This window comes from Cellulophaga sp. 20_2_10 (assembly GCF_023476645.1).
Classification (GTDB): domain Bacteria; phylum Bacteroidota; class Bacteroidia; order Flavobacteriales; family Flavobacteriaceae; genus Cellulophaga.
Genome location: NZ_JAMCOJ010000004.1, coordinates 1 through 23,281 on the forward strand (window position 1 = coordinate 1; position 23,281 = coordinate 23,281).

Below are 23,281 nucleotides of genomic sequence, written 5' to 3' on the forward strand. Positions count from 1 at the left end.
GGGTTGGTATTGTCGGTAACTTCTTGTCCGTCAAGAATAGTATCACCATCTGTATCAGGATTATTAGGATCAGTACCTAAAGTTACTTCATCACCATCTAAAAGTCCATCATTATCAGAATCAGGATTATTAGGATCCGTACCAATAGTAGCTTCTTCCGCATTAGTTAAACCATCGTTATCACAATCGCTAGTAGGTAGCGGAGTACCACCAATAGATTCACAATCATCTAAAGGATTTGTACCGTCTGTAACTTCTTGGCCATTTAAGATACCATCACCATCACAATCTACAGTTAAGTAATCACCAGAGACAGCAATTGTAACACTAGCAATTTCATAATCACAAGGATCATTTTTATCTGTACCATCTAGCTCTTCTTGAGTATCTAATACACCATCACCATCACTATCAGCAACTTCTCTAAAGTCAACTTCAACTGTACTTACATCATCTTCGTTATCTGTTGTAATTGCACCAGTATCTAAGTCATTGTTTACATCGTTACCAGGTGTATCATCAAAAGCATCGTTTAATCCGTCATTATCTGCATCGGCTAAAGGATCTACTAGAGTTCCTTGTCCAGCTTCTAAGACATCACTAATACCATCGTTATCAGAATCGTCGTCCAAATAATCAGGATTAAGATCTGTATCTGTATCCTCAGGTCTTAATCCGTTAGGGTAGTTCGTATCTACACCGTTAACATCAAAAGTATTTGCAGGAACCACATAACCAGTTGTTGGTTGTGCCTCTACGTTATCTGGAATACCATCGTCATCCGCATCAATATCCAAGAAATCTGCATTACCTGTCATATCAGTATTGATAGGCGTAGTGGTTTCAGAACTTTCAGCCTGACCATCGTTATCATTATCTTCAAAACCAGTATCAAGACCATCAATAACACCATCATTATTAGTATCTAAAGCATCATTACCCGCTTCGTACACATCATAGATTCCGTCATTATCAGCATCAATATCAAAGTGATTTGGAATACCATCACCATCAAAGTCGAACGCTGGTTCCGTTGTTCCGTTTACATCACCTACTAATGGATCGTTAGGATCATCATCGGAATGGTTTGGAACACCATCGCTATCATCATCTGCACTTGGGTCTATTCCGTTAGCCTCATCTAAATCTGAAATACCATCGTTATCGTCATCAAGATCTACTGTATCTGGAATACCATCTTGATCAAAATCTAATACTGATCTAAAATCTACCTCAGACATATCTGCATCATCTTCGTTATCTGTTGCAATTGCACCAGTATCTAAATCATTATTGACATCGTTACCTGGAGTATCATCAAAAGCATCATTTAATCCGTCACCGTCGGCATCAGCCAATGGATCTGTCATAGTACCTTGACCTGCTTCTAGAACATCTGGAGTACCATCATCGTCAGAATCAGCATCCAAATAATCAGCAGTAAGATCTGTATCGGTATCCTCAGGTCTTAATCCGTTAGGGTAGTTTGTATCTACACCATTAACATCAAAAGTATTTGCAGGAACCACATAACCAGTTGTTGGTTGTGCCTCTACGTTATCTGGAATACCATCGTCGTCTGCATCAATATCCAAGAAATCTGCATTACCTGTCATATCAGTATTGATAGGTGAAGTCGTTTCAGAGCTATCAGCCTGACCATCGTTATCATTATCTTCAAAACCAGTATCAAGACCATCAATAACACCATCATTGTTCGTATCTAAAGCATCATTGCCAGCTTCGTATACATCATAGATTCCGTCATTATCAGCATCAATATCAAAGTGATTTGGAATACCGTCACCATCAAAATCGAATGCTGGTTCCGTTGTTCCGTTTACATCACCTACTAATGGATCGTTAGGATCATCATCGGAATGGTTTGGAACACCATCATTGTCATCATCACCACTTGGGTCGATTCCGTTAGCTTCATCTAAATCTGAAATACCATCGTTATCGTCATCAAGATCTACCGTATCTGGAATACCATCTTGATCGAAATCAAGTACTGATCTAAAATCTACCTCAGCCACATCTGTATCATCTTCGTTATCTGTTGCAATTGCACCAGTATCCAAATCATTATTGACATCATTACCTACAGTATCATCAAAAGCATCGTTTAATCCGTCATTATCCGCATCGGCTAAAGGATCTACTAGAGTTCCTTGTCCTGCTTCTAAGACATCACTAATACCATCGTTATCAGAATCGTCGTCCAAATAATCAGGAGTAAGATCTGTATCTGTATCCTCAGGTCTTAATCCGTTAGGGTAGTTCGTATCTACACCGTTAACATCAAAAGTATTTGCAGGAACCACATAACCAGTTGTAGGTTGTGCCTCTACATTATCTGGAATACCATCATCATCAGCATCAATATCCAAGAAATCTGCATTACCTGTCATATCAGTATTGATAGGTGAAGTCGTTTCAGAGCTATCAGCCTGACCATCGTTATCATTATCTTCAAAACCAGTATCAAGACCATCAATAACACCGTCATTGTTGGTGTCTAAAGCATCATTGCCAGCTTCGTACACATCATAGATTCCGTCATTATCAGCATCAATATCAAAATGATTTGGAATACCGTCACCGTCAAAATCAAAAGCTGGTTCCGTTGTTCCGTTTACATCACCAACAAGTGGATCAGCAGGATCATCATCGGAATGGTTTGGAACACCATCGTTATCATCATCTGCACTTGGGTCGATTCCGTTAGCCTCATCTAAATCTGAAATACCATCGTTATCATCATCAAGATCTACCGTATCAGGAATACCATCTTGATCGAAATCAAGTACTGATCTAAAATCTACCTCAGCCACATCTGTATCATCTTCGTTATCTGTTGCAATTGCACCAGTATCCAAATCATTGTTTACATCTGTACCTAGGGTATCATCGAAAGCATCGTTCAATCCATCTGCATCAGCATCGGCTAAAGGATCTACAAGAGTACCTTGTCCAGCTTCCAGCATATCTGAAATACCATCGTTATCAGAATCATCGTCCAAATAATCTGGAGTTAAATCTGTATCTGTATCCTCAGGTCTTAATCCGTTAGGGTAGTTTGTATCTACACCGTTAACATCAAAAGTATTTGCAGGAACCACATAACCAGTTGTTGGTTGTGCCTCTACGTTATCTGGAATACCATCATCATCGGCATCAATATCTAAGAAATCTGCATTACCTGTCATATCTGTATTGATAGGCGAAGTCGTTTCAGAGCTATCTGGCTGACCATCGTTATCATTATCTTCAAAACCAGTATCAAGACCATCAATAACACCATCATTATTCGTATCTAAAGCATCGTTACCAGCTTCGTATACATCATAGATTCCGTCATTATCAGCATCGATATCAAAGTGATTAGGAATACCGTCACCGTCAAAATCAAATGCTGGTTCTGTTGTTCCGTTTACATCACCAACAAGTGGATCAGCAGGATCATCATCTAAATAATTTACGATTCCATCGCCATCATCATCAGCACTTGGGTCAACTCCATTGGCTTCATCTACATCTGAGATACCATCGTTATCGTCATCTAAATCAACAATATCCATAATACCATCTTGGTCAAAATCTAATATAGATCTAAAATCAACCTCAGCAGTATCAACATCATCCACATTATCGGTTGCTATTGCACCTGTATCTAAATCATTATTGACATCGTTACCTGGTGTATCATCAAAAGCATCATTTAATCCGTCACCGTCAGCATCAGCCAATGGATCTGTAATTGCACCTTGACCCGCTTCCACTACATCTGGCGTACCATCATCGTCAGAATCAGTATCCAAATAATCAGGAGTAAGATCTGTATCTGTATACTCAGGTCTTAATCCGTTAGGGTAGTTAGTATCTACACCATTGAAATCAAAAGCATCTGCAGGAACAACATAACCTGTAGTAGGTTGTGCTTCTACGTTATCTGGAATACCATCGTCATCTGCATCAATATCCAAGAAATCTGCATTACCTGTCGTATCAGTATTGATAGGTGAAGTAGTTTCAGAGCTATCAGCCTGACCATCGTTATCATTATCTTCAAAATTGTCATCAACACCATCGATAACACCATCATTATTAGTATCTAAAGCATCATTGCCAGCTTCATATACATCAAAGATTCCGTCATTATCAGCATCAATATCAAAGTGATTTGGAATACCATCACCATCAAAGTCGAATGCTGGCTCAACAATTCCGTTTACATCACCAACTAATGGATCAGCAGGAGCATCATCTAAATAATTTACGATTCCATCGCCATCATCATCAGCACTTGGGTCAACTCCGTTGGCTTCATCTAAATCTGAAATACCATCATTGTCATCATCCAAATCAACGATATCCATAATACCATCTTGGTCGCGATCTAATATAGATCTGAAATCAACCTCAGCGGTATCTAAATCATCTTCGTTGTCTGTTGCAATTGCACCAGTATCTAAATCATTGTTTACATCTGTACCCGGTGTATCATCAAAAGCATCATTTAATCCGTCACCGTCTGCATCAGCTAAAGGATCAGTTAATGTTCCTTGACCAGCTTCAATAACATCTGGCGTACCGTCATCATCAGAATCTGGATCCAAGTAATCAGGAATTAAATCATTATCCGTATCTGCAGGTGTAATTCCACCTGGATATTGAGTATCTAAACCTTCAGCGTCAAAAGCATCATCTGGAGCATCATAAGCTGCCGTAGTTTGTGCTTCTACATTATCTGGAATACCATCATCATCTGCATCAATATCAACATAGTTTGCACCACCTGTTGTATCTGTATTTAATGGGGCTGTACCTTCTGTAGCATCAGCTTGACCATTATCATTTGCATCTAAGAATACATCATCAGTACTGTCAATAGTACCATCGTTATTGGTATCTAAAGGACCTGTTCCATTTTCAACTAGATCAAGAACACCATCATTATCAGCATCTATATCTAAGTGGTTAGGATTAGCATCACCATCAAAATTATCGATTGGTAAAGCGGTACCAGGACCATCTGTAGCCGTAGGAGTTGTATTATCATCTGTATCTACGATATCTGAAAGTCCGTCACCATCTGCATCATCAATAGTTCCTGTTCCAATAACACCATCGTTATCTGGGTCTGAACCACCAGCTTCAGTTACATCTGGAATACCATCATTATCAGAATCTGTATCTATTCTATCATCAAATCCGTCATCATCTGTATCAGGACTTTCTAAAGGCGTACCAGGAGTAGTTGCATCTGCAGGGTCAACACTATCTGCCAAACCATCACGGTCTGTATCTGTAGCGAAAGTATCTATAACACCATCGTTGTCTGCATCTGGACCACCAGCTTCTGTTACATCTGGAATACCATCATTGTCTGAATCTAAATCTATTCTATCTTCAATACCGTCACCATCAGAATCTTCATCTGGTAAAGGAGTATCTGCAATTTCATCTGCAAGACCATCATTATTGATATCTGTCATAGAAGTTGGGTCACCCGCAATTGGGTAGTCTATATGACCATCACCATCTGTATCTGTACCACCAGCTTCTATAGAATCTGGAATACCATCATTATCAGAATCCAAGTCAATACTATCTGGAATACCATCACCGTCTGTATCAATACATAAAGAAGAAAATAAACCTACTCCCATTCCTGTTTTTCCACCAGGTAACTGAGAAATGTTAAAGGTAATTTGGGTAGTGTTTTTAGAAACAAAAAGGATAACAGGTGCATCAGCTATTGTAGTATTATTGGCTGCTACATTAATGTTTTTAGTACCTAATCCAGTTATTGTTGCAAAATTAATATTTTTACTATCTATAATTTCAAAAGCATTTCCGTTTGTACTTGTGGAGTAATTTTCTCCGCTAGCACTTGCTTCGGCATCAAAAAAGAAAACATCAATAGGTTTATCAAAATCGTATGTTAAGGTATAACTACCTCCAGAATTTACTCCTCTAAACCCATCATCATTAGGATTACTTTTAATATCTAAAAAAGTCCCAGCAGGTCTTACTGCAGAAGTATTTATAGATTCTATAGGATTACCGGAATGAGTTATAGTAGCTATTACTGTACCAAAAGGAGTAGTTAAACTTGAGGTAGTAGAGTTTCCATTTAAAGTTACTGTAGGTGTAAAAGAAAATATTTGTAGTAAATTAGCATAAGGTGTTACTGTTTTTCCAGAAGGGTTCACAGATGCGCATTCAACACTATCTAAGATTCCATCATTATCATCATCAATATCAACAGTATCCATAATACCATCATTATCTGAATCTAATATCGATCTAAAATCAACCTCAGCAGTATCTAAATCATCTACATTATCTGTTGCAATTGCACCAGTATCTAAATCATTATTTACATCGTTACCAGGAGTATCATCAAAAGCATCATTCAAGCCATCGGCATCGGCATCAGCTAAAGGATCTGTGATGGTATCTTGACCAGCTTCTACAACATCATCAATACCATCATTATCAGAATCTGAATCTAAATAATCTGGAATTAAATCACCATCTGTACTTACAGGAGTTAAACCAACAGGATAGTTAGTATCTAATCCGTTAGCAGCTTCAGCATCTGCAGGAGCAATATACCCAGCAGTTGTTTGTGCTTCTACGTTATCTGGAATACCATCATCATCAGCATCGATATCTAAATAGTTTACACCACCTGTACCATCTGTATTTGGTATTGGAAGTGGAGATAAAGCCGTAGCATCATCCCAACCATCTGTTGTAGCGGTATCATCAAAACCATCTACTAGACCATCACCATTAACATCAAGACCACCAGCTTCTGTAGTATCTGTAATACCATCATTATCTGAATCTATATCTAAATGATTTGGAACACTATCACTATCAAAATTATCAATTGGTAATGGAGTACCTGTACCATCTGCCAAGTCAGTTGTCGTATTATCATCTGAATCTACTAGATCTGAAAGTCCGTCACCATCTGTATCATCTATTGGACCAGCACCGATTCTACCATCATTATCAGGATCAGAACCACCAGCTTCAATTACATCTGGAATACCATCATTTTCAGAATCTAAATCTATTCTATCATCTAAACCATCATTATCCGTATCTGGATTTGGAATTGGTGTACCTGGAGTAGTAGGACCCACTGGATCAACACTATCTGCAAGTCCGTCATTATCTGTATCGGTTATGAACGTATCAATGATACCATCACCATCACCGTCTATTCCACCAGCTTCGGTAGTATCTGTAATTCCATCATTATCAGAATCTAAATCTAATCTGTCTACAATACCGTCGTTATCAGAATCTTCATCTGGTAAAGGGGTAGTATCCACGCTATCGGCAACACCGTTACCATCAGCATCAACAAAACCATCTACAGCACCATCGCCATTAATATCTTCGCCACCGGCTTCTAAAGTATCTGTGATACCATCGTTGTCAGCATCTAAATCTAAGTAATCTGGATTACCGTCACCATCAGTATCAATTGGATCAATACCATCTGTATCTGCACCAACAACAGGAATACCTGTCAATGGGTCTATAGCACCCGGTGTATTAAAGCCACTTGTAGTCTGTGCTTCGACCGTATCTAAAATACCATCATTGTCACTATCTAAATCGTAAGCATTTAGTATTCCGTCGCCATCAAAATCTCCACTATCATCAGTAGTACCATCTCCATCTGTATCAAAAACATTTGAAGTTGAGTTTATTTGTACACAACCATTTTGTGGTGTACAAGGCGCACTACCTTCTGGTCCGTCTGTAGTATCATTATCAACTACATCTGCAAGACCATCATTATCTATATCTGTAAGAATATCTATAACACCATCGCCATCTGCATCTATATTACCTGAACCTGCCTCAACAATATCAGTAATACCGTCATTGTCAGAATCTAGGTCTAATTGATTTGGAACACCATCGCCATCTGTATCAAAATTGATACAGATACCGTTCGCATTTAATCCGCCACAAGTAGGGAAATCTGTGTCATAGTAGTTTGGAATACCATCGCCATCTAAATCATCATCTGGATCAGGTAAGCCCATTGTTGCACAATCCCATCCGTTAATACCGTCAAAAACAGCACAGAAATCTGGATCTTCATAATCTAAAGTTCCGTCACCATCAGCATCGCCATTATAAACTTCGATAACATCAGGTATACCATCATTATCATCATCTAAATCTAATGGAGCACCTGAAGCTACAGAAACAGGTATTAGAATAGCTTCGCACTGACAATTGGTACTTGAAGGTAAAAACTCTACTATAAAGTTTGTACCTGTACAAGCTGCACCGGCAGTAGTGAATATAATTTCATCTGTGATTGTAGACGAATTAGGAATAGCAGCGGCTATTGTACCTGTAGAGATAGCAGCACCATCAATATCACCATTAATATCTGCACAATATACGCTATATGTATAACCAGCAGAAGCATCTATTAGACTAGTATTTTCGATATCTAATGATAAATGATATTCGTAATTATTACTGGTGTCTACAGAAAAGAAACTATCGTTACTAGTACCATTTAAAGTTGGTTTTTCTAAAGGCATTACCTCATAAGAGAAACCTGTAGCTACTTGAAAATCTGGGCAAGCATTAGAAGAACACATAATACCATTAACAGTAACGTAGTTTACTATTTGTACTTCCTCAGTAGCATCACATATGCCATCACTTGTAGTTATAAAATCAAAATTAAATTTTATTTTAGATCCTGCAGTAACACCTGCTGGGTAGTTTAATATAAGCTCCTGATGGTCTCCCACTGTTGCTATACTATTAAATGTGGCACCATCTGCACTAGAAAAAGAAGAAGCTACATATGCTATACCAGACCTTAAGGTTATTTTACCAAAATCTGAACTACCTGTAGTACCGCCTGAAATTGTGGTTTCTACATTAATATTAGCTGTAACTCCGCAGCCTTTTATTGGTGCGCCAAAATCTGGCAGATTAATTGTGCTTAAAGCATTGTAAGGAGCTACAGCACCTGCAGCCTGAATAGCATTAGAAACTATTCTAGAACCATTACCCGCAGCAGGTTCTCCACACGGCTCTTCTCCGTAAACCTTAAAGGTAAATTCAGAATTGGAAATAAAATCACACTCCAATTGAATTTGAAGATTAACATGCGCCGTTCTTTCATTTATAGAGTTAACAGCAGGATTACCTTTTATACCATTTAAAGCAAGTATACCTGTATGCTCCAATAAATTTACTTTAGCGATACCGTTTTCTATAGTAACTGTTACCGGCTGAGTGTCAGCAGCAGCAGCAGAACCTTTAGGATAAGTAACATTTGTACTTACAATAGTAATACCACCAGCCCCACCAGGGATAGCAAACTCTAATGAAGGAAATATTAAATCTCCCAATTGGGCACTAATAACATCTACTTCAATATTAAAAGGTGTACATAGGTTTTGCGGAACACTAGGTTGATTTGTTATTGCTACCTGTACTTGTGAACCTTTAGGTTCTAAGGTTATAGAAGTAGAATTTTGATAACAAGTAGCACCTACTGCTTGAAAATCTGAAACATCTAGATTAGTATCTGGGTAACCAGGATAACCTAAGCAATCCCATCCGTGTTCAACTAACACAGTAAGGTCTGTACAGTCTTCAAAATCTCCTTTAAAACGTATAGCTTTAGTAGTACCTGTAGCAACAGAACCAGCTTCTATCCATGTTTTATCTCCAGACTGGTAAAAATTAACAGGGGCCTCTGTTGTGCCAGATACACTAAAAGCACTTGTAATGTTAATACCTACAGGCACAGTAACTTGCAACCAGTTATAATTTACGTCTTGTGGACTAGTGTTACTTATAGTAACATCAAAATCTACGGTATACGCATCTCCATTAACAGTAGGCGAGCTAGATTGTATTAAAAATGTAGGTTGCGTGTATTGAAACCTATTTGTATTTGTAAAACTTTTAGTTTCTGGGGTAGCATACGCAAAATCATCATAATTAATTGTGTAATCATAACTGGCAGAAGCAGGTGATTCACAAGTACCCATAAATTCTACATAAAATCTAGGTTGTATTAAAGCGCTTTGGTCACGATCTACATATCCAGGACCTGGAGTAATAGTAATTTGACCACCACTTTCTGAAACAATAAATTCTCCTGTAGCATTAGAATATGCCCCTTGAAATTGAATAGAAGAAACATTACCTGTAAACCTGGCTCCTTCTGGTATATCTACAACTGTAGATTTCCAAAGTGTCATAGGTCTATATTCATCTCCGTGCATATCACTAGGAGCCATATTGTGTTGATAATACAGGATTCCATTAGAAGGAGTACAACCATTTGTAGATCTAGTTTGGTTGCTACCGTAAATACGAGGTCTAGAATAGTATGCTCTATCTCCCCATGTATCACAGCCAACTTTATTAGGTTGTGTGTTTGCTGGGTAATCTGTAAAGGCAAAGAATTCACCTCTTAAATTGGTGAGTTCAAAATAGTCAATATCTTTAAAATCTTTACTAAATTCAAAAGTTAATTCTATCTCAACTCTGTCTTGCTCTGTAGCGTCACCTTCATAATTATAAGAGGCGCTAATTAAACTTTTATAAGAACTAAGATCAAAAGTTAATCTATGTTCTGTAGTTCCATTGGTTGTTAATACAGGGGTAATAGTAATTACTCCTGTTTGTAATGTAGTAGGGGAGTCGTTAATTGTAATTTCACCTTCGATAAAAGAAATGATATCTGATCCACCAGCAGCTAAACTTGCTGTATTATATGTTAAGTCGAAATATAAATTATCTAAAGAGATGTTATTAATAGACGCAGAGGTAGAAATTTTCATTCTATCACCAGCAAGATATTTGTTAATACCGTCTGTATTATCGTCTAAAGTAACTTTTGTTGTCATGGTATTATCTGTCCAACCAGCAGTAATTCTATTTGCATTAAAGCCTTCTATAGCCGGACCAACACAGCCACCTGGACAATGTGTGTAAATATCTACTGTACCACAATGCATATCTTGGCTCCAGCAAGTACCACTGGGGCCTGTTGCTGTATAATTCGTTTTATAAGGAATTGACTGTATACCATTGGGGCCACAAGAAAAAGTTAATGGAAATTCTACCCATTCTTTATATTCTGAACCACTAATATTTGTAGTGCTGTATGTAATTTCATTACCGGACTGTGTAAATTCTGATGATGCACCAGGACGTAATGACATACCCGCTGGAGTAGTAATAGTAACACTCCATACAGAATTAGCATTATTAGATAGCATAGGTTGTCCATTAACTAATGGAGTACCAACACCATTTGCTTGCATTGATGGAGCAATACGTATTTCAAAATCTTGATTATTAACTAAATCCGTAGGAGCTTCAACCTCAGTTACACTTCTATAATCTCTAATTATATTAAAGTAATTAAGATCTATACGCTCTGGTAGTCTTTCTCCTTTACATTGATCTCTAAAGTACACATCAAAATAAGTATGTTCCCAGCCCATGTAGTCGAACCGTCCAATTCCACAATTATCTTTTGGAGCAATTGCAAAATCAAAAGATATTTCTGTAGAAGCACCTGGAGCTAAATCATCAAAATATCCATCATTATCTAAATCTTCTAGTCCAACACCAGCACCATCAGGATCTGATGTAAAGAAGTTAGGAGGTAAAGAAAGTGTATTTCCAGAACCTCTAGAAGAGTAACTATCACTAGGTCTACTAGTAGGATTAAAACTAGTTGTACCTACCTTAAAGTTAGATACATTTCTGGTGTCAAAATAATCAAAATCCCAAAGAGGATTATTATTTGCACTAGATATAGGAGTAGAATTAGCTCCCATACCTAAATTTATACCAACATCTAAAGCCATAGAACCCGTAGTAAGCTTAGTGTTTTCTAACTTAACAGTATAAGTAACAGCTTCACAAAAATCTGGTGTAGTTGTCCCAATTTTAGTAAGGGTAATATCTGGTACGTTTGCACCAAAATTTAATGACCCTGTTTGTGGTTCGGCAGCTTGGCAAGTTTCTCCAACACTACATCCCCAATATGTATTATGAACTATTGCGGTATCTATACAGTCATCTACTCTAAAGGCTTCTTGAAGAATAATTACTTCGCCATTATCAAAGCAATTATCTAAATCACCAACAGCTCCTGCAAAAGGAGCTACATTTAAATCTATGTTATAAGTCAAAACTTGACCAACTGTTGAAGTTGGAGTTAAAAGTGTACCTTTATAAGATAGAGTGTAAATATTATCTACATCTTCCCCTATATCTACATAATGAGTAAAAGTCTCGGTACAACCATTACCACCTTGTGCAAGTGTAATATCTCTGATATATGATTCTCCTACATTAGAATTTATAGTTGGTATTGCAGAAATATTTAAGGAAGCAGCTAGTAATGCGTATGATGATACACTAGTATCACTATCCGTGGCAGAATTTGCACCACCAGCATCATTAAAATTAATAGTATGTGCATCTTTAAAAAGTCCACCAGAATTTAAAAGAGCAACAGCATCACAATCTGCACTACGCTTAAATTCAAAATAAACCTCATCACCAACATTCCAGTTAATATTTGGGTCACCATTTCTATGTAACGTAAAAATAGGATCATTTGCTGTACCAGCAACTCCTATTTCATAAGGGTTAACTGCAATGGGAATTCCATTAGAGTCTACCTGTGACGTTATTACAGCTGTTCCGGGCTCATACAAGACTCCGTTTGGCAAGTTAAACGTGATACTAAAATTGTTACAAGATGCATTTTTGCCTTGTATAAACACACGCTCAAAAGAATTGTTAACTCCGCCACACGTAGCTAAATCTTCTGGGGCTAGGGAAACCTTATACCTATTATCGTCTATTTGCGCATAAACACTAATTGTGTTTAATGTTAGTAAAACGATGAACAGTAAAAAGTTTTTAAATACTTTTTCCATAAAATAATGATTAGATTTTTTTCCTAAAAAGAAGGAAAATGGTTTAGTGTTTTTGTGGTTAACTTATTAGTTGTAAGAAAATCACGGATTGTTATTCATTTTTTCAAAGATATCGATGAAAAAGATGTTAAATAATAATATGTTGCCTGTAAGGGCAAAAGTGTAGGTGAATGGTAGGAAAGTGTATGTGGATGGAAATTAAAATAAGTTGTTTGTTGTTTTATGAACAGTGAAAACACTTGTTTTATATGAGGAAAACGGAAGTTTAGACAAGTTTGAACTCGCTTTTATTCACTTTTTTAGCATAGAATTAGATACGTAATTTTAGCGATTAGTACTAATTGCTTCTAAAATTGCTTCTTTGTAGTATGTAAACCTCTTTGGAAGGCCTTAAAATAAGGGTTTGTTTGATTTATTCACTAGTTATTGGGAGCTAATAAATACATCTATGATCTATTTCTTTTACATCAATAACTTGTTGTCTTGCTAACTTAAAGTTATTTTTTTACTACAGAATGTATTTAAAATCCATATAATTCTATAGTATAACAATAGTAAACTATAGATGCACATATTAAAGTGAACAAGGTTATATCACTATTTATGAGGAGTTTCGTATTTTTAGTTAAGCTAAACCTAACTCTTTTCCCTTTTGAAGCATAAAGTTATGTGCAGCATCATACTCATTAGGGATAGTACCTTCTAAGATAGCCTCTTTTATAGCATCTTTTAAGATGCCTATTTCTTTAGAAGGTTTTAGGTTGAATGTTTGCATAATTTGTTCTCCAGAGATTGGAGGTTGAAAATTACGTACATGATCTCTTTCTTCTACTTCAACTATTTTTTGTCTTACTAACTTAAAATTATTCTGATATTTACGCTGTTTTTTTGTGTTCTTTGTAGTGATATCAGCTTCACACAAAGTCATTAAATCTTCTATATCTTCACCTGCATCAAAAACCAAACGACGTACAGCAGAGTCTGTAACAAAATCTTCAGAAAGTACAATAGGTCTAGAACTCATTAAAACCATTTTTTGTACATATTTCATTTTGTCATTTAATGGCATACGCAAACGTTTAAAAAGTTTGAAAACCATTTTAGATCCTACAAACTCATGTCCTCTAAATGTCCAACCTATTTTTTTATGAAATTTTTTGGTTGGCGCTTTACCAATATCATGTAATAATGCCGCCCAACGAAGCCATAAGTTTTCTGTATGTACAGATATATTATCTACAACTTCTAAGGTGTGCCAAAAATTATCTTTGTGTTTATGACCTTCAACTTCTTCAATACCTTGTAGTGCACTTAATTCTGGTAAAATAAAAGGCAGTAGTTCCGATTTGTGTAGCAATGCAAAACCAATAGAAGGTTTTACACTAGACATAATTTTATTTATCTCATCAACAATACGTTCTTTAGAGATAATATTAATTCTCTCTTTATTTTCTAGTATTGAAGCAAAAGAATTATCCTCGATTATAAATTGAAGTTGAGTTGCAAAGCGTATAGCCCTCATCATTCTTAAGGGATCGTCAGAATACGTAATGCCAGGTTCTAAAGGTGTTTTTATAACTTTGTTATGTAAGTCATTAACGCCATTAAAAGGGTCTAATAACTCGCCATATGTATTTTTGTTTAAAGAGATTGCCATTGCGTTAATGGTAAAGTCTCTTCTATTTTGGTCGTCTTCTAGTGTACCATCTTCTACAATAGGGTTTCTACTGTCTGTATGGTAACTCTCTTTACGGGCACCAACAAACTCTAACTCAAGATCGCCATACTTTAGCATAGCAGTACCAAAGTTTTTAAATACAGATACTTTTGGATTTGTAGGTAGTTTAGACGCTACTTTTTGTGCTAACTCTATACCGCTGCCAACAGCAACAATATCTATGTCTTTTGGGGTGCCTCTTTTTAATAAAAAATCGCGTACAAAACCGCCAATAACATAGCTAGCTACATTAAGTTCTGCAGCAGCTTCTGCTATTACTAAAAAAATGGGGTCTTTAATTGCGTCTTTGTAGTTCTCTTGCGTCATTCCTATTTTCGAATCACCTTTACAGTGCCATCATTACTTAGTTTTATAATAGATGACGGGGTGTCCTTTTGTTCGTTACGCTGCAAATTTACGGCATAGTCTACACCTTTTAAAATATCAGAACTTATTTCTTTAAAACTTTTTGCTGTAGGTTCCCCAGCTAGGTTAGCGGAAGTAGACACAATTGGCTTTTTAAATTTACCAATTAGATATTGACAAAACTGGTCTGTAGCTACTCTAATTGCTAAACTATTGTCTTCTGCAATAAGATTTTTGGCTACATTTTTAGGATTATCATATACAATTGTTGTAGGCTTATCTGCTATGTCTATAATATCAAAAGCAACTTCAGGGACTTTTTCTACGTGTCTTTCTAGCATAAAATCATTAGAAACAAGACAAATCATTGTTTTTGTATTAGCTCTTTTTTTTAGCTGATATATTTTATTTACGGCCTCTTCATTGGAGGCATCACAGCCAATACCCCAAACAGTATCTGTAGGATACAAAATAGTACCACCATTTTGTAAAACGGTAATACATTCATTTATCTCATCAATAAAATTTTGATCTGGTTTATTCTTGTTTACCATTATGTAATTTACTTAGAACAGTATATCTTTTTCTTGTAGACAAAGCATACAAGTAGCAAATGATCATTCCTTTTGTACCATCTAAAACACCTAATTTTATTATATAATGTTCTAAAAATTTCCCTATTGGTTTTATATACAAATGAAAAGGAGTAGCTTTTTTGTTTTTTGCAAAATCTTCTTGGGCTTTCATTTTGCCATAACGAACCATTTTAATTTTATATGCATCAAAACTATCATATGAGTAATGTAAGAGTTTGTTATTTAAAATCTTTGTGTTACCGTTTACAATAAGTGTTTCATGGACAATTAAACTTGGATCAAATTTCACTTTATTTTTTTGAAAAAGTCTATAATTTTTATCTCTTTGCGTACCACTGAAATTTATTTTTTCTTTTTTGTACATAAAAATTCGATACATAAAATATGCAGCAGCAGGGTTCGAGCTATTTATTGTATAAATAATTTCATTTTTTAAAGATAAAGATATTCTTTCATCAGCATCTAAAAATAAAATCCAATTGTTTTTAGCTAGAGATAGAGCATAGGATTTTTGATCTGTATAGTTTTTAAAATTTCTTTTAATAAAAGTTACGTTATTATATTTTTTTGATAACTCTTCAGTTTTATCTGTGCTAAATGAATCTATAATGATAATTTCATTTGTAAATCTAAGGTCATTTAAAATTTCTTCAATATTATTTTCTTCATTATAGGTTATTAATAGAGCGGAAACCTTAGTTTTTTTATCATCATCATCAATTAAAAATTTTTCAATTTTGTTAAGAGAGGTAGAACTGTCAAAATTTTCATTTACAAAGCTAAATCCAAATTTCCCCATTTCTGACATTTTACTTGGATTAGACTTTAAATCATTAATTTTCTGCGCAAAAATATTAATGTCTGGTTCTAGTAAATAGCCTGATTTTTTATCTACTACCACTTCAGGATTACTACTAATATTAAATGCTAAAATTGGTTTTTTGCAAAGTGATGCCTCTGCTAGTACATAACCAAACCCCTCCCATAATGAAGGTAAAATAAAAATGTCACCACTGTAATACAAATCTTTTGGGTTATCTATAAATCCAGTGAATATAATTTGATCAATTACGTCTAAATTTTTAGCCTGATTTATTAAATCTTGTTTTAATCTTCCTTCTCCACCAATTATCATTTTAAAATTGATGTTCATTTTTTTTAGTTTATAAGCCAGATCTACTAAAAATTTTTGATTTTTTTGTAATTCTAGTCTACCTAAATTTGTAATAACTATTTCATCCTCATTCTGTTTTGTATAAATAGGAGTGTATTTTTTATTGATAAAGTTATTTATATTTATTCCGTTATAAATAACTTTTATCTTATTTTCAGGGAACAAATTGGGGTTTTTAGCGACTACAGTTTCTTTAGTAGCTATAGAGTTAGCTAAAACGTTAGTAACTATGTTTTTGAAGTAATACCTGTTAAAAAAAGTATTTTTAATAGGTATAGCACTACCTCTTCTATATATAATTTTATCTACACCTACTTGCTTAGCTGCTAAACCGCCTATTTTTAGATCTTCAGAAAGGTTTATTACTATAATTTCTATTTTGTAATCTTTAAGTATGGATTTTAACTTTTTGATTTTAAAAGGATTAAGAAAACTAAAGTTGCCGATTTTTAAAGGAATACTATTTACTTTTGAGCCCTTTAATTTGTTATAAAGTTCACTTTCCTTATTTGTTACAACTAGTACATTATGCCCTTTGCTGTGCATATATGTACTAGCTTCATAGTGCCATTTTTCTCCACCACCCCATGATTTGGTACTATTTAAAAAGCAGATATTCTTCATTAAACTAAAGATTTATAAACATCGTAAATAGTATTGGCAGTAATATTGTCATTAAAACGTTGGGCATAAACTAGTCCTTTTTCTGCAATACGTTTTCTTTCTTTAGGATTAGAAAATAAGTTGTTAATTTTAATTTTTAAGTCCTCTGAATCATTAGGTTCTATGTATAAAGAATTTGGTCCTCCTGCTTCAGGAAAACAATTTCCTTTAGTGGTAATAACAGGTGTTTTACTATATAAAGCTTCAATGATTGGAATGCCAAAACCTTCGCACAAGGATGGATAACAGAATACAGTTGCTAATTGATAAATTATGGCTAACTCTTTTAATTCTACGTTTTTTAAAAAATGTACTTGCTTGGTAAGTTTATGCTCTTTAATAAATACTCTAATTTTTTTAGCATGTTCTTCTTCATTACCAATTAAAACTAATTGTTTATTAGTTTCTTTTATCGCTTTTACTATTAATAGTGCATTTTTACGCTCCTGTATTGTTCCAACATTTAAAATAAATTCTTCAGGGATATTGTATTTTAATTTTACTTTTGTTTTATCTTCTTCACTATATTTTTTTTTATAAGCTGCATTACAGCCTTGGTACACAACACTTATTTTTTCTTTACTTACATTGGAGTATTTTAAAATATCTTTTTTAGTTTGTTCGCTTATGGCAATAATTTTGGTTGAATTTTTAACTGCGTATTTAAATTTTGACGTATAAATGAATCTGTCTATTGCAGAGTAATATTGTGGATGACTTATAAAAATAAGATCGTGTATTGTAACAATGCTTTTTATATTTGTTTTTGCTAAACCAAATGGAATTTCACCTGTAATACCATGATAAATATTAGGATTATCTTTGACAATATTATTCTTAAGAGCATAAACTCTCCATATTGATGAAAACTTCTTCCAGAACCAAGAACTTGGGTAAATAACAGATATAATTGGGGATTTGAAAATCCTGTCTTTATTTGGTGGCTTAGTATTGTATAATATTATTTTATTAATATTGGTATGTTGACAAAGAATTCTTACTAAATCTCTCCCATAGTTTCCTAAACCAGTATTGTTGTGAAAAATTCTTTTTGCGTCAAAACCTACAATCATTATAGAATATTAGTATTAATTTTCAAAGATAATTTAAAAAAAGTAACTATGAATTAATTAAGTTTAGGTATTGCTCTTTTTGTACATCAAAATTCCATTTTAGATTTTTGTAAGCATCATCTTTTTTTAATAAAATACTGTTATTAATATTTGAAATTATTTTAGTTAAATTTTCTCTAGTGTAAAAAATAGAATTCTCTTGTAAATCAGGAATTTTTTTAAAAAAATGATTAGTTAACATTATTTTTTTATGAGCAAAAGCAATGTTAAAAGTTCCAGTTATTTTATATTTTAAATAATCATCGCTTTTATTTAATAAAGGTAAAATATAATCTGATTTATCTAAATAATTATGAAAAGTATCGTTGTCAACAAAATCATTAAATAATATAAAATTTTCTTCTATTTTTAAATCTTTAAGTTTCTTTAGAGTCTTTTGTCCGTCAGTACTACTATCGCTTATTTTGCCCAGTAAAATAATTTTGATATTTTCGGTGTTTTTGCAGTTTCTTATTGTTTCAAATAACAAATTATAATCTCGTCTATTGTAGTCTAATCTACCAGGAACTGTTAGCCATATTTTATTTTTTTTATCTAGAGTTTCATCTTTCTTAAAACTAGGAAAGAAAATAGGATAAAAGCTTACTATTTTTATTTTTTTAATCTCTCTAGAAGGTAATATAAAGTCATTGAGTACAAAATATTTTTTTATTTTTAACGAAATAAGACTTTGTGTAAAACTTTTTTCAATCTTTTTTATATTATGTAGTACTCCAATGCATTCAGTTTTTGAGAATAGTAAAAATAAACATAAATTTCTAACTATTCTTGAAGAACTAGCAGTGTTAAAAACAACTTTGTCATAATTATTTAATTTTTTTAAGAGTCTTTGTTGTTGGTGAATTCTCTTTAAAATAGAAATGTTTTCAAAGTCTGTAATGATTATATTGTTAAATAAATACCTGTAATTGTCAATTTGACTATTGATTTTAGGGTGAATGTATAAATCAACTTTATAGTTCGCACTTGTTAGAAATAATGCTTGACTATATATACACTCCTCATGAGATTCAGAAACTTCAACAATTGCAACGGTCATTCATTTTTTTTCCAAAAATAAACATTAAGATACTTATTTGGTAGTAAAATTAATACATTTGTTTTTTAATTTTTTTTTATGAAACCCCTAAAATATTATTTTTATAATTTATTTTATAGAAATACTAATAGTACTTTAAACTCTATAAAGACTAAAAGTATAACACAATCTTTTGAGTATGTAAGAGAGAGTTTAAAAAGTAACAAACGTTTGTTTTTTGTAAGGTTTGGAGATGGTGAATTCGTAACTATGATGAAAAAAGATCATAGGAATTATTACTATAACGAAGGATTAGATCGTGAACTTGAGGCATCTTTTAAAATTCAAGATAAAGAATACTTAATTGCTTGTCCAATTAATTATCCCTATGATGAGTTTCATGCAAGTGGTATTTATAAAAATTTTTCTTGGCAAGAAGAAATGGTACAAATAATGAAGGACAAAAAATTCTCTGAAGATATTATTTTTGAAAACCCATGTATTTTTCAATGTATGGCTGTTTTTAAACCAAAGGTATTGAAAGCTTTTTTAGATGAAGAAATAAGATCATTAAAAAAGATGTTTATTGGTTCTACAGAAAAAAAGATTGCAGAAAAATTATACGGGAAAATTGATTTTTATGTACAAATCCCACCTAAACATGCTTATGAAACCATAAATGATTGGTGGCCTGAAATAGAGTTAAATGCTGAAAATTATGACTTAATAATACCATCAGCAGGTAGTACTTCTAACGTAATTGCTTTGCGTCTATGGAATTTGGGAATTGAATCTAAAGTAATAGATTTTGGTTCTATTGTTGATGCTGTAGAAAATAGAGTATCTAGAACATGGATAAGGTTACAAGGACACAAAGTTAGAAGATTATTAATTAAAGCTGATAGAGAAAAATTATCCTTTCAGAAAAAATTTCTTTTTTTAAGAAAAGATATTAAGTTTTATTTTAGAAATCAGATAATGTAAGGCTAATTTTTATGTATTTTTAATACATAAGCAACACCAAAATAAAAGCCCACAATGTAAATTGTGGGCTTTTATTTTATATTACTATTTTGTTTTATTAAACAGCAACATCATACTCACGTAAAGCATCATTTAAAGATGTTTTTTTGTTGGTGCTTTCTTTTCGTTTGCCTATGATTAATGCACAAGGAACGTTGAATTCGCCAGCAGCAAATTTTTTGGTATAGCTACCAGGTATAACTACAGAACGCGCAGGTACTCTACCTTTCATTTCTATTGGGGTATCACCAGTAACATCTATAATTTTGGTGCTCATAGTCAATACTACGTTAGCACCTAAAACAGCTTCTTTTTCTACTCTTACACCTTCTACAACTATACATCTAGAGCCAATAAAAGCTCCATCTTCTATAATTACCGGAGACGCTTGTAAAGGTTCTAAAACACCACCAATACCAACACCACCACTAAGGTGTACATTTTTTCCTATTTGTGCACAGCTACCAACAGTAGCCCAAGTATCTACCATTGTGCCCTCGTCTACATAAGCACCAATGTTTACATAGCTAGGCATTAAAATAGTGCCAGGAGAAATGTAAGCTCCGTGTCTTGCAACGGCATTTGGAACTACACGAATTCCTTTTTCTTTATAACCTCTTTTTAGAGGCATTTTGTCGTGGTATTCAAAAATACCAGCTTCTAATGTTTCCATTTTCTGAATTGGAAAATAAAGAACTACAGCTTTTTTTACCCATTCGTTAATTTGCCAATCATCTCCAATAGGTTCGGCACATCTTAGTTTTCCGTTATCTATTAGGTCAATTACTTCTCTAATAGCGTCTTGCGTAGCTGTTTCTTTTAATAAATCTCGGTTATCCCAAGCAGCTTCTATAGTTTTCTGTAATTCTGTCATTTTTGTAAAATCAATTTTAGCAAAGATAATAGGTGAGACTTAATAATTTAATCAAATGTAAACATATAACAATTTATATATTATTTTTGTCAAAAAAACAGTTTGGGTAGAATACTAGCATTAGATTTTGGAAAAGTACGTACGGGTATTGCAGTAACAGATGAAATGCAAATTATAGCATCTGGATTAACCACTGTTAATACTAAGGAAGTTATATTGTTTTTAAAAGACTATATAGCTAAAGAAAAGGTAGAAAAGATTATAGTAGGTGAGCCTAAACAAATGGATAACACAGCTTCTGAGTCTGAAGTGTTAATTATACCTTTTTTAGCAAAACTTAAAACTATTTTTCCTAATATGCCTATAGAAAGAGAAGATGAACGTTTTACCTCTAAAATGGCATTTAAGACTATGATAGATAGTGGGCTAAATAAAAGGCAACGCAGAAATAAAGCACTTGTAGATGAGATTAGTGCAACAATTATTTTACAATCTTATTTAAGTAGAAATTAAAATTTTAATTGTTTTTATAAAACAATTTTAAAAAATTAAGTATTAATATGATTTTACCAATTACAGCATACGGAGACCCTGTGCTAAGAAAAAAAGCAAAAGATATAAACCAAGATCATCCTAAGTTAAAAGAACTTATAGATAATATGTGGGAGACTATGTATAATGCAAGTGGAGTAGGTTTAGCTGCGCCACAAATTGGTTTGCCAGTTCGTATCTTTTTAGTAGATACAACTCCTTTTGCAGATGATGAAGATTTATCTGAAGAAGAACAAAAAGCATTAGACGGATTTAAAAAAGTGTTTATTAATGCTAAAATTACTGAGGAAACTGGTGAGGAGTGGACTTTTAACGAAGGTTGTTTAAGTATACCAGACATCAGAGAAGATGTATCTAGAAAGGAGAATATAAAAATTACCTATTTAGATGATAACTTTAAAGAGCACACAGAAAAGTATGATGGTTTATTGGCTAGAGTTATACAGCACGAATATGACCATATAGAAGGTGTATTGTTTACAGACAAGTTATCTTCATTAAAGAAACGCTTGTTAAAGAATAAGTTAGGTAACATATCTAAGGGGAAAATAAGAGTAGAATATAGAATGCGTTTTCCGGAAATGAAAAAAGGAAGATAGATTCCTTTTTTATCGGTTTAAAAAATGTAATATTTGTAAAAGATTTATAAAATAGAATATGAGTTTAGATAAAATTTTATCAATTGCTGGTAAACCAGGATTACACAAATTAGTAACACAAACACGTACAGGTTTTGTTGCAGAATCTTTAATAGATGGCAAAAGAAGCACTGTTAATATGCGTACTAATGTTAGTGTTTTATCAGAAATTGCAATTTATACATTAGAGGAAGAAGTTCCTTTAAGAGAAGTTTTTAGTAAAATACAAGAAAAAGAAAACGGCAAAAAAACTGCTGTTAAGCATAAAGATGATAAATTAAAGTTAGAAGAATACTTTTTTGAAGTATTGCCTAATTATGATGAGGATAGGGTATATGCTAGTGATATTAAAAAAGTAATACAGTGGTATAACTTATTGCATGATCATGGCATTATAGATTTTACTACTCCAGAAGAAACTAAAGAAGAGGTAAAGGAAGAAGAAATAAAGGCAGAAGAAGAGTCTACAGAGAAATAAAATTTCTTTTTTTAAAAATAGTAAAGGGTTTCATATTATATGCAACCCTTTTTTTGTTTA

Annotated in this window: 11 protein-coding genes; 4 read left to right on the forward strand and 7 right to left on the reverse strand. The window is 33.6% G+C overall.

What is annotated here, in order from left to right; all coding sequences use genetic code 11:
* From M4I21_RS08760 to M4I21_RS08785, 6 genes are all read right to left on the reverse strand, one after another.
* The coding region (locus M4I21_RS08760) for a hypothetical protein (RefSeq protein WP_249558741.1) at positions 1-12,989 on the reverse strand (12,989 nt) is incomplete at its 3' end.
* Positions 12,990-13,614: 625 nt separating this feature from the next.
* Entirely contained in the window at positions 13,615-15,033 is a 1,419-nt protein-coding gene (locus tag M4I21_RS08765) for a CCA tRNA nucleotidyltransferase (RefSeq protein WP_249558742.1), read from the reverse strand.
* A 2-nt stretch (positions 15,034-15,035) separates the two neighbouring features.
* On the reverse strand, positions 15,036-15,626 hold the full coding sequence (locus tag M4I21_RS08770) for an L-threonylcarbamoyladenylate synthase (RefSeq protein ID WP_249558743.1): 591 nt from the start codon (positions 15,624-15,626) through the stop codon (positions 15,036-15,038).
* Complete coding sequence (locus tag M4I21_RS08775; RefSeq protein WP_249558744.1) at positions 15,610-17,466, reverse strand: glycosyltransferase; 1,857 nt, start codon at positions 17,464-17,466, stop codon at positions 15,610-15,612. Before M4I21_RS08775 ends, M4I21_RS08770 begins: the two co-directional genes overlap by 17 nt.
* Positions 17,466-18,578 carry a glycosyltransferase family 4 protein gene (locus tag M4I21_RS08780; RefSeq protein WP_249558745.1) on the reverse strand — a complete coding sequence of 371 codons (1,113 nt, stop codon included), beginning with the start codon at positions 18,576-18,578 and terminating at the stop codon, positions 17,466-17,468. Before M4I21_RS08780 ends, M4I21_RS08775 begins: the two co-directional genes overlap by 1 nt.
* A gap of 46 nt (positions 18,579-18,624) precedes the next feature.
* The gene (locus tag M4I21_RS08785) at positions 18,625-19,677 is read right to left on the reverse strand and encodes a hypothetical protein (protein WP_249558746.1); all 1,053 of its coding nucleotides are present in this window, start codon (positions 19,675-19,677) and stop codon (positions 18,625-18,627) included.
* Positions 19,678-19,755: 78 nt separating this feature from the next.
* On the opposite strand from M4I21_RS08785, the gene M4I21_RS08790 reads away from it, so the two are divergent.
* On the forward strand, positions 19,756-20,640 hold the full coding sequence (locus tag M4I21_RS08790) for a GT-D fold domain-containing glycosyltransferase (RefSeq protein ID WP_249558747.1): 885 nt from the start codon (positions 19,756-19,758) through the stop codon (positions 20,638-20,640).
* 97 nt (positions 20,641-20,737) lie between these two features.
* Here M4I21_RS08790 and M4I21_RS08795 read toward each other — a convergent pair whose 3' ends face one another.
* Positions 20,738-21,553, reverse strand: a complete 816-nt coding sequence (locus M4I21_RS08795) for a 2,3,4,5-tetrahydropyridine-2,6-dicarboxylate N-succinyltransferase (RefSeq protein ID WP_249558748.1) — start codon at positions 21,551-21,553, stop codon at positions 20,738-20,740.
* A 102-nt stretch (positions 21,554-21,655) separates the two neighbouring features.
* Here M4I21_RS08795 and ruvX point away from each other — a divergent pair, with 102 nt between their 5' ends.
* From ruvX to M4I21_RS08810, 3 genes are read left to right on the forward strand one after another with little or no spacing between them, the layout of a single operon-like run.
* On the forward strand, positions 21,656-22,066 hold the full coding sequence (gene ruvX / locus M4I21_RS08800) for a Holliday junction resolvase RuvX (RefSeq protein ID WP_249558749.1): 411 nt from the start codon (positions 21,656-21,658) through the stop codon (positions 22,064-22,066).
* 47 nt (positions 22,067-22,113) lie between these two features.
* Positions 22,114-22,704: a peptide deformylase gene (gene def, locus M4I21_RS08805; RefSeq protein ID WP_249558750.1), complete on the forward strand. Its 591-nt coding sequence runs from the start codon at positions 22,114-22,116 to the stop codon at positions 22,702-22,704.
* A 58-nt stretch (positions 22,705-22,762) separates the two neighbouring features.
* Positions 22,763-23,221, forward strand: a complete 459-nt coding sequence (locus M4I21_RS08810; RefSeq protein ID WP_249558751.1) for a DUF5606 family protein — start codon at positions 22,763-22,765, stop codon at positions 23,219-23,221.
* The last annotated feature ends 60 nt before the right edge of the window (positions 23,222-23,281 follow it).

What these genes read in the sequence shown, in the direction of transcription:
- M4I21_RS08765 (WP_249558742.1), bottom strand. Translation starts at nt 15,033, where the DNA reads ATGACGCAAGAGAACTACAAAGACGCAATTAAAGACCCCATTTTTTTA.
- M4I21_RS08770 (WP_249558743.1), bottom strand. Translation starts at nt 15,626, where the DNA reads ATGGTAAACAAGAATAAACCAGATCAAAATTTTATTGATGAGATAAAT.
- M4I21_RS08775 (WP_249558744.1), bottom strand. Translation starts at nt 17,466, where the DNA reads ATGAAGAATATCTGCTTTTTAAATAGTACCAAATCATGGGGTGGTGGA.
- M4I21_RS08780 (WP_249558745.1), bottom strand. Translation starts at nt 18,578, where the DNA reads ATGATTGTAGGTTTTGACGCAAAAAGAATTTTTCACAACAATACTGGT.
- M4I21_RS08785 (WP_249558746.1), bottom strand. Translation starts at nt 19,677, where the DNA reads ATGACCGTTGCAATTGTTGAAGTTTCTGAATCTCATGAGGAGTGTATA.
- M4I21_RS08790 (WP_249558747.1), top strand. Translation starts at nt 19,756, where the DNA reads ATGAAACCCCTAAAATATTATTTTTATAATTTATTTTATAGAAATACT.
- M4I21_RS08795 (WP_249558748.1), bottom strand. Translation starts at nt 21,553, where the DNA reads ATGACAGAATTACAGAAAACTATAGAAGCTGCTTGGGATAACCGAGAT.
- def (WP_249558750.1), top strand. Translation starts at nt 22,114, where the DNA reads ATGATTTTACCAATTACAGCATACGGAGACCCTGTGCTAAGAAAAAAA.
- M4I21_RS08810 (WP_249558751.1), top strand. Translation starts at nt 22,763, where the DNA reads ATGAGTTTAGATAAAATTTTATCAATTGCTGGTAAACCAGGATTACAC.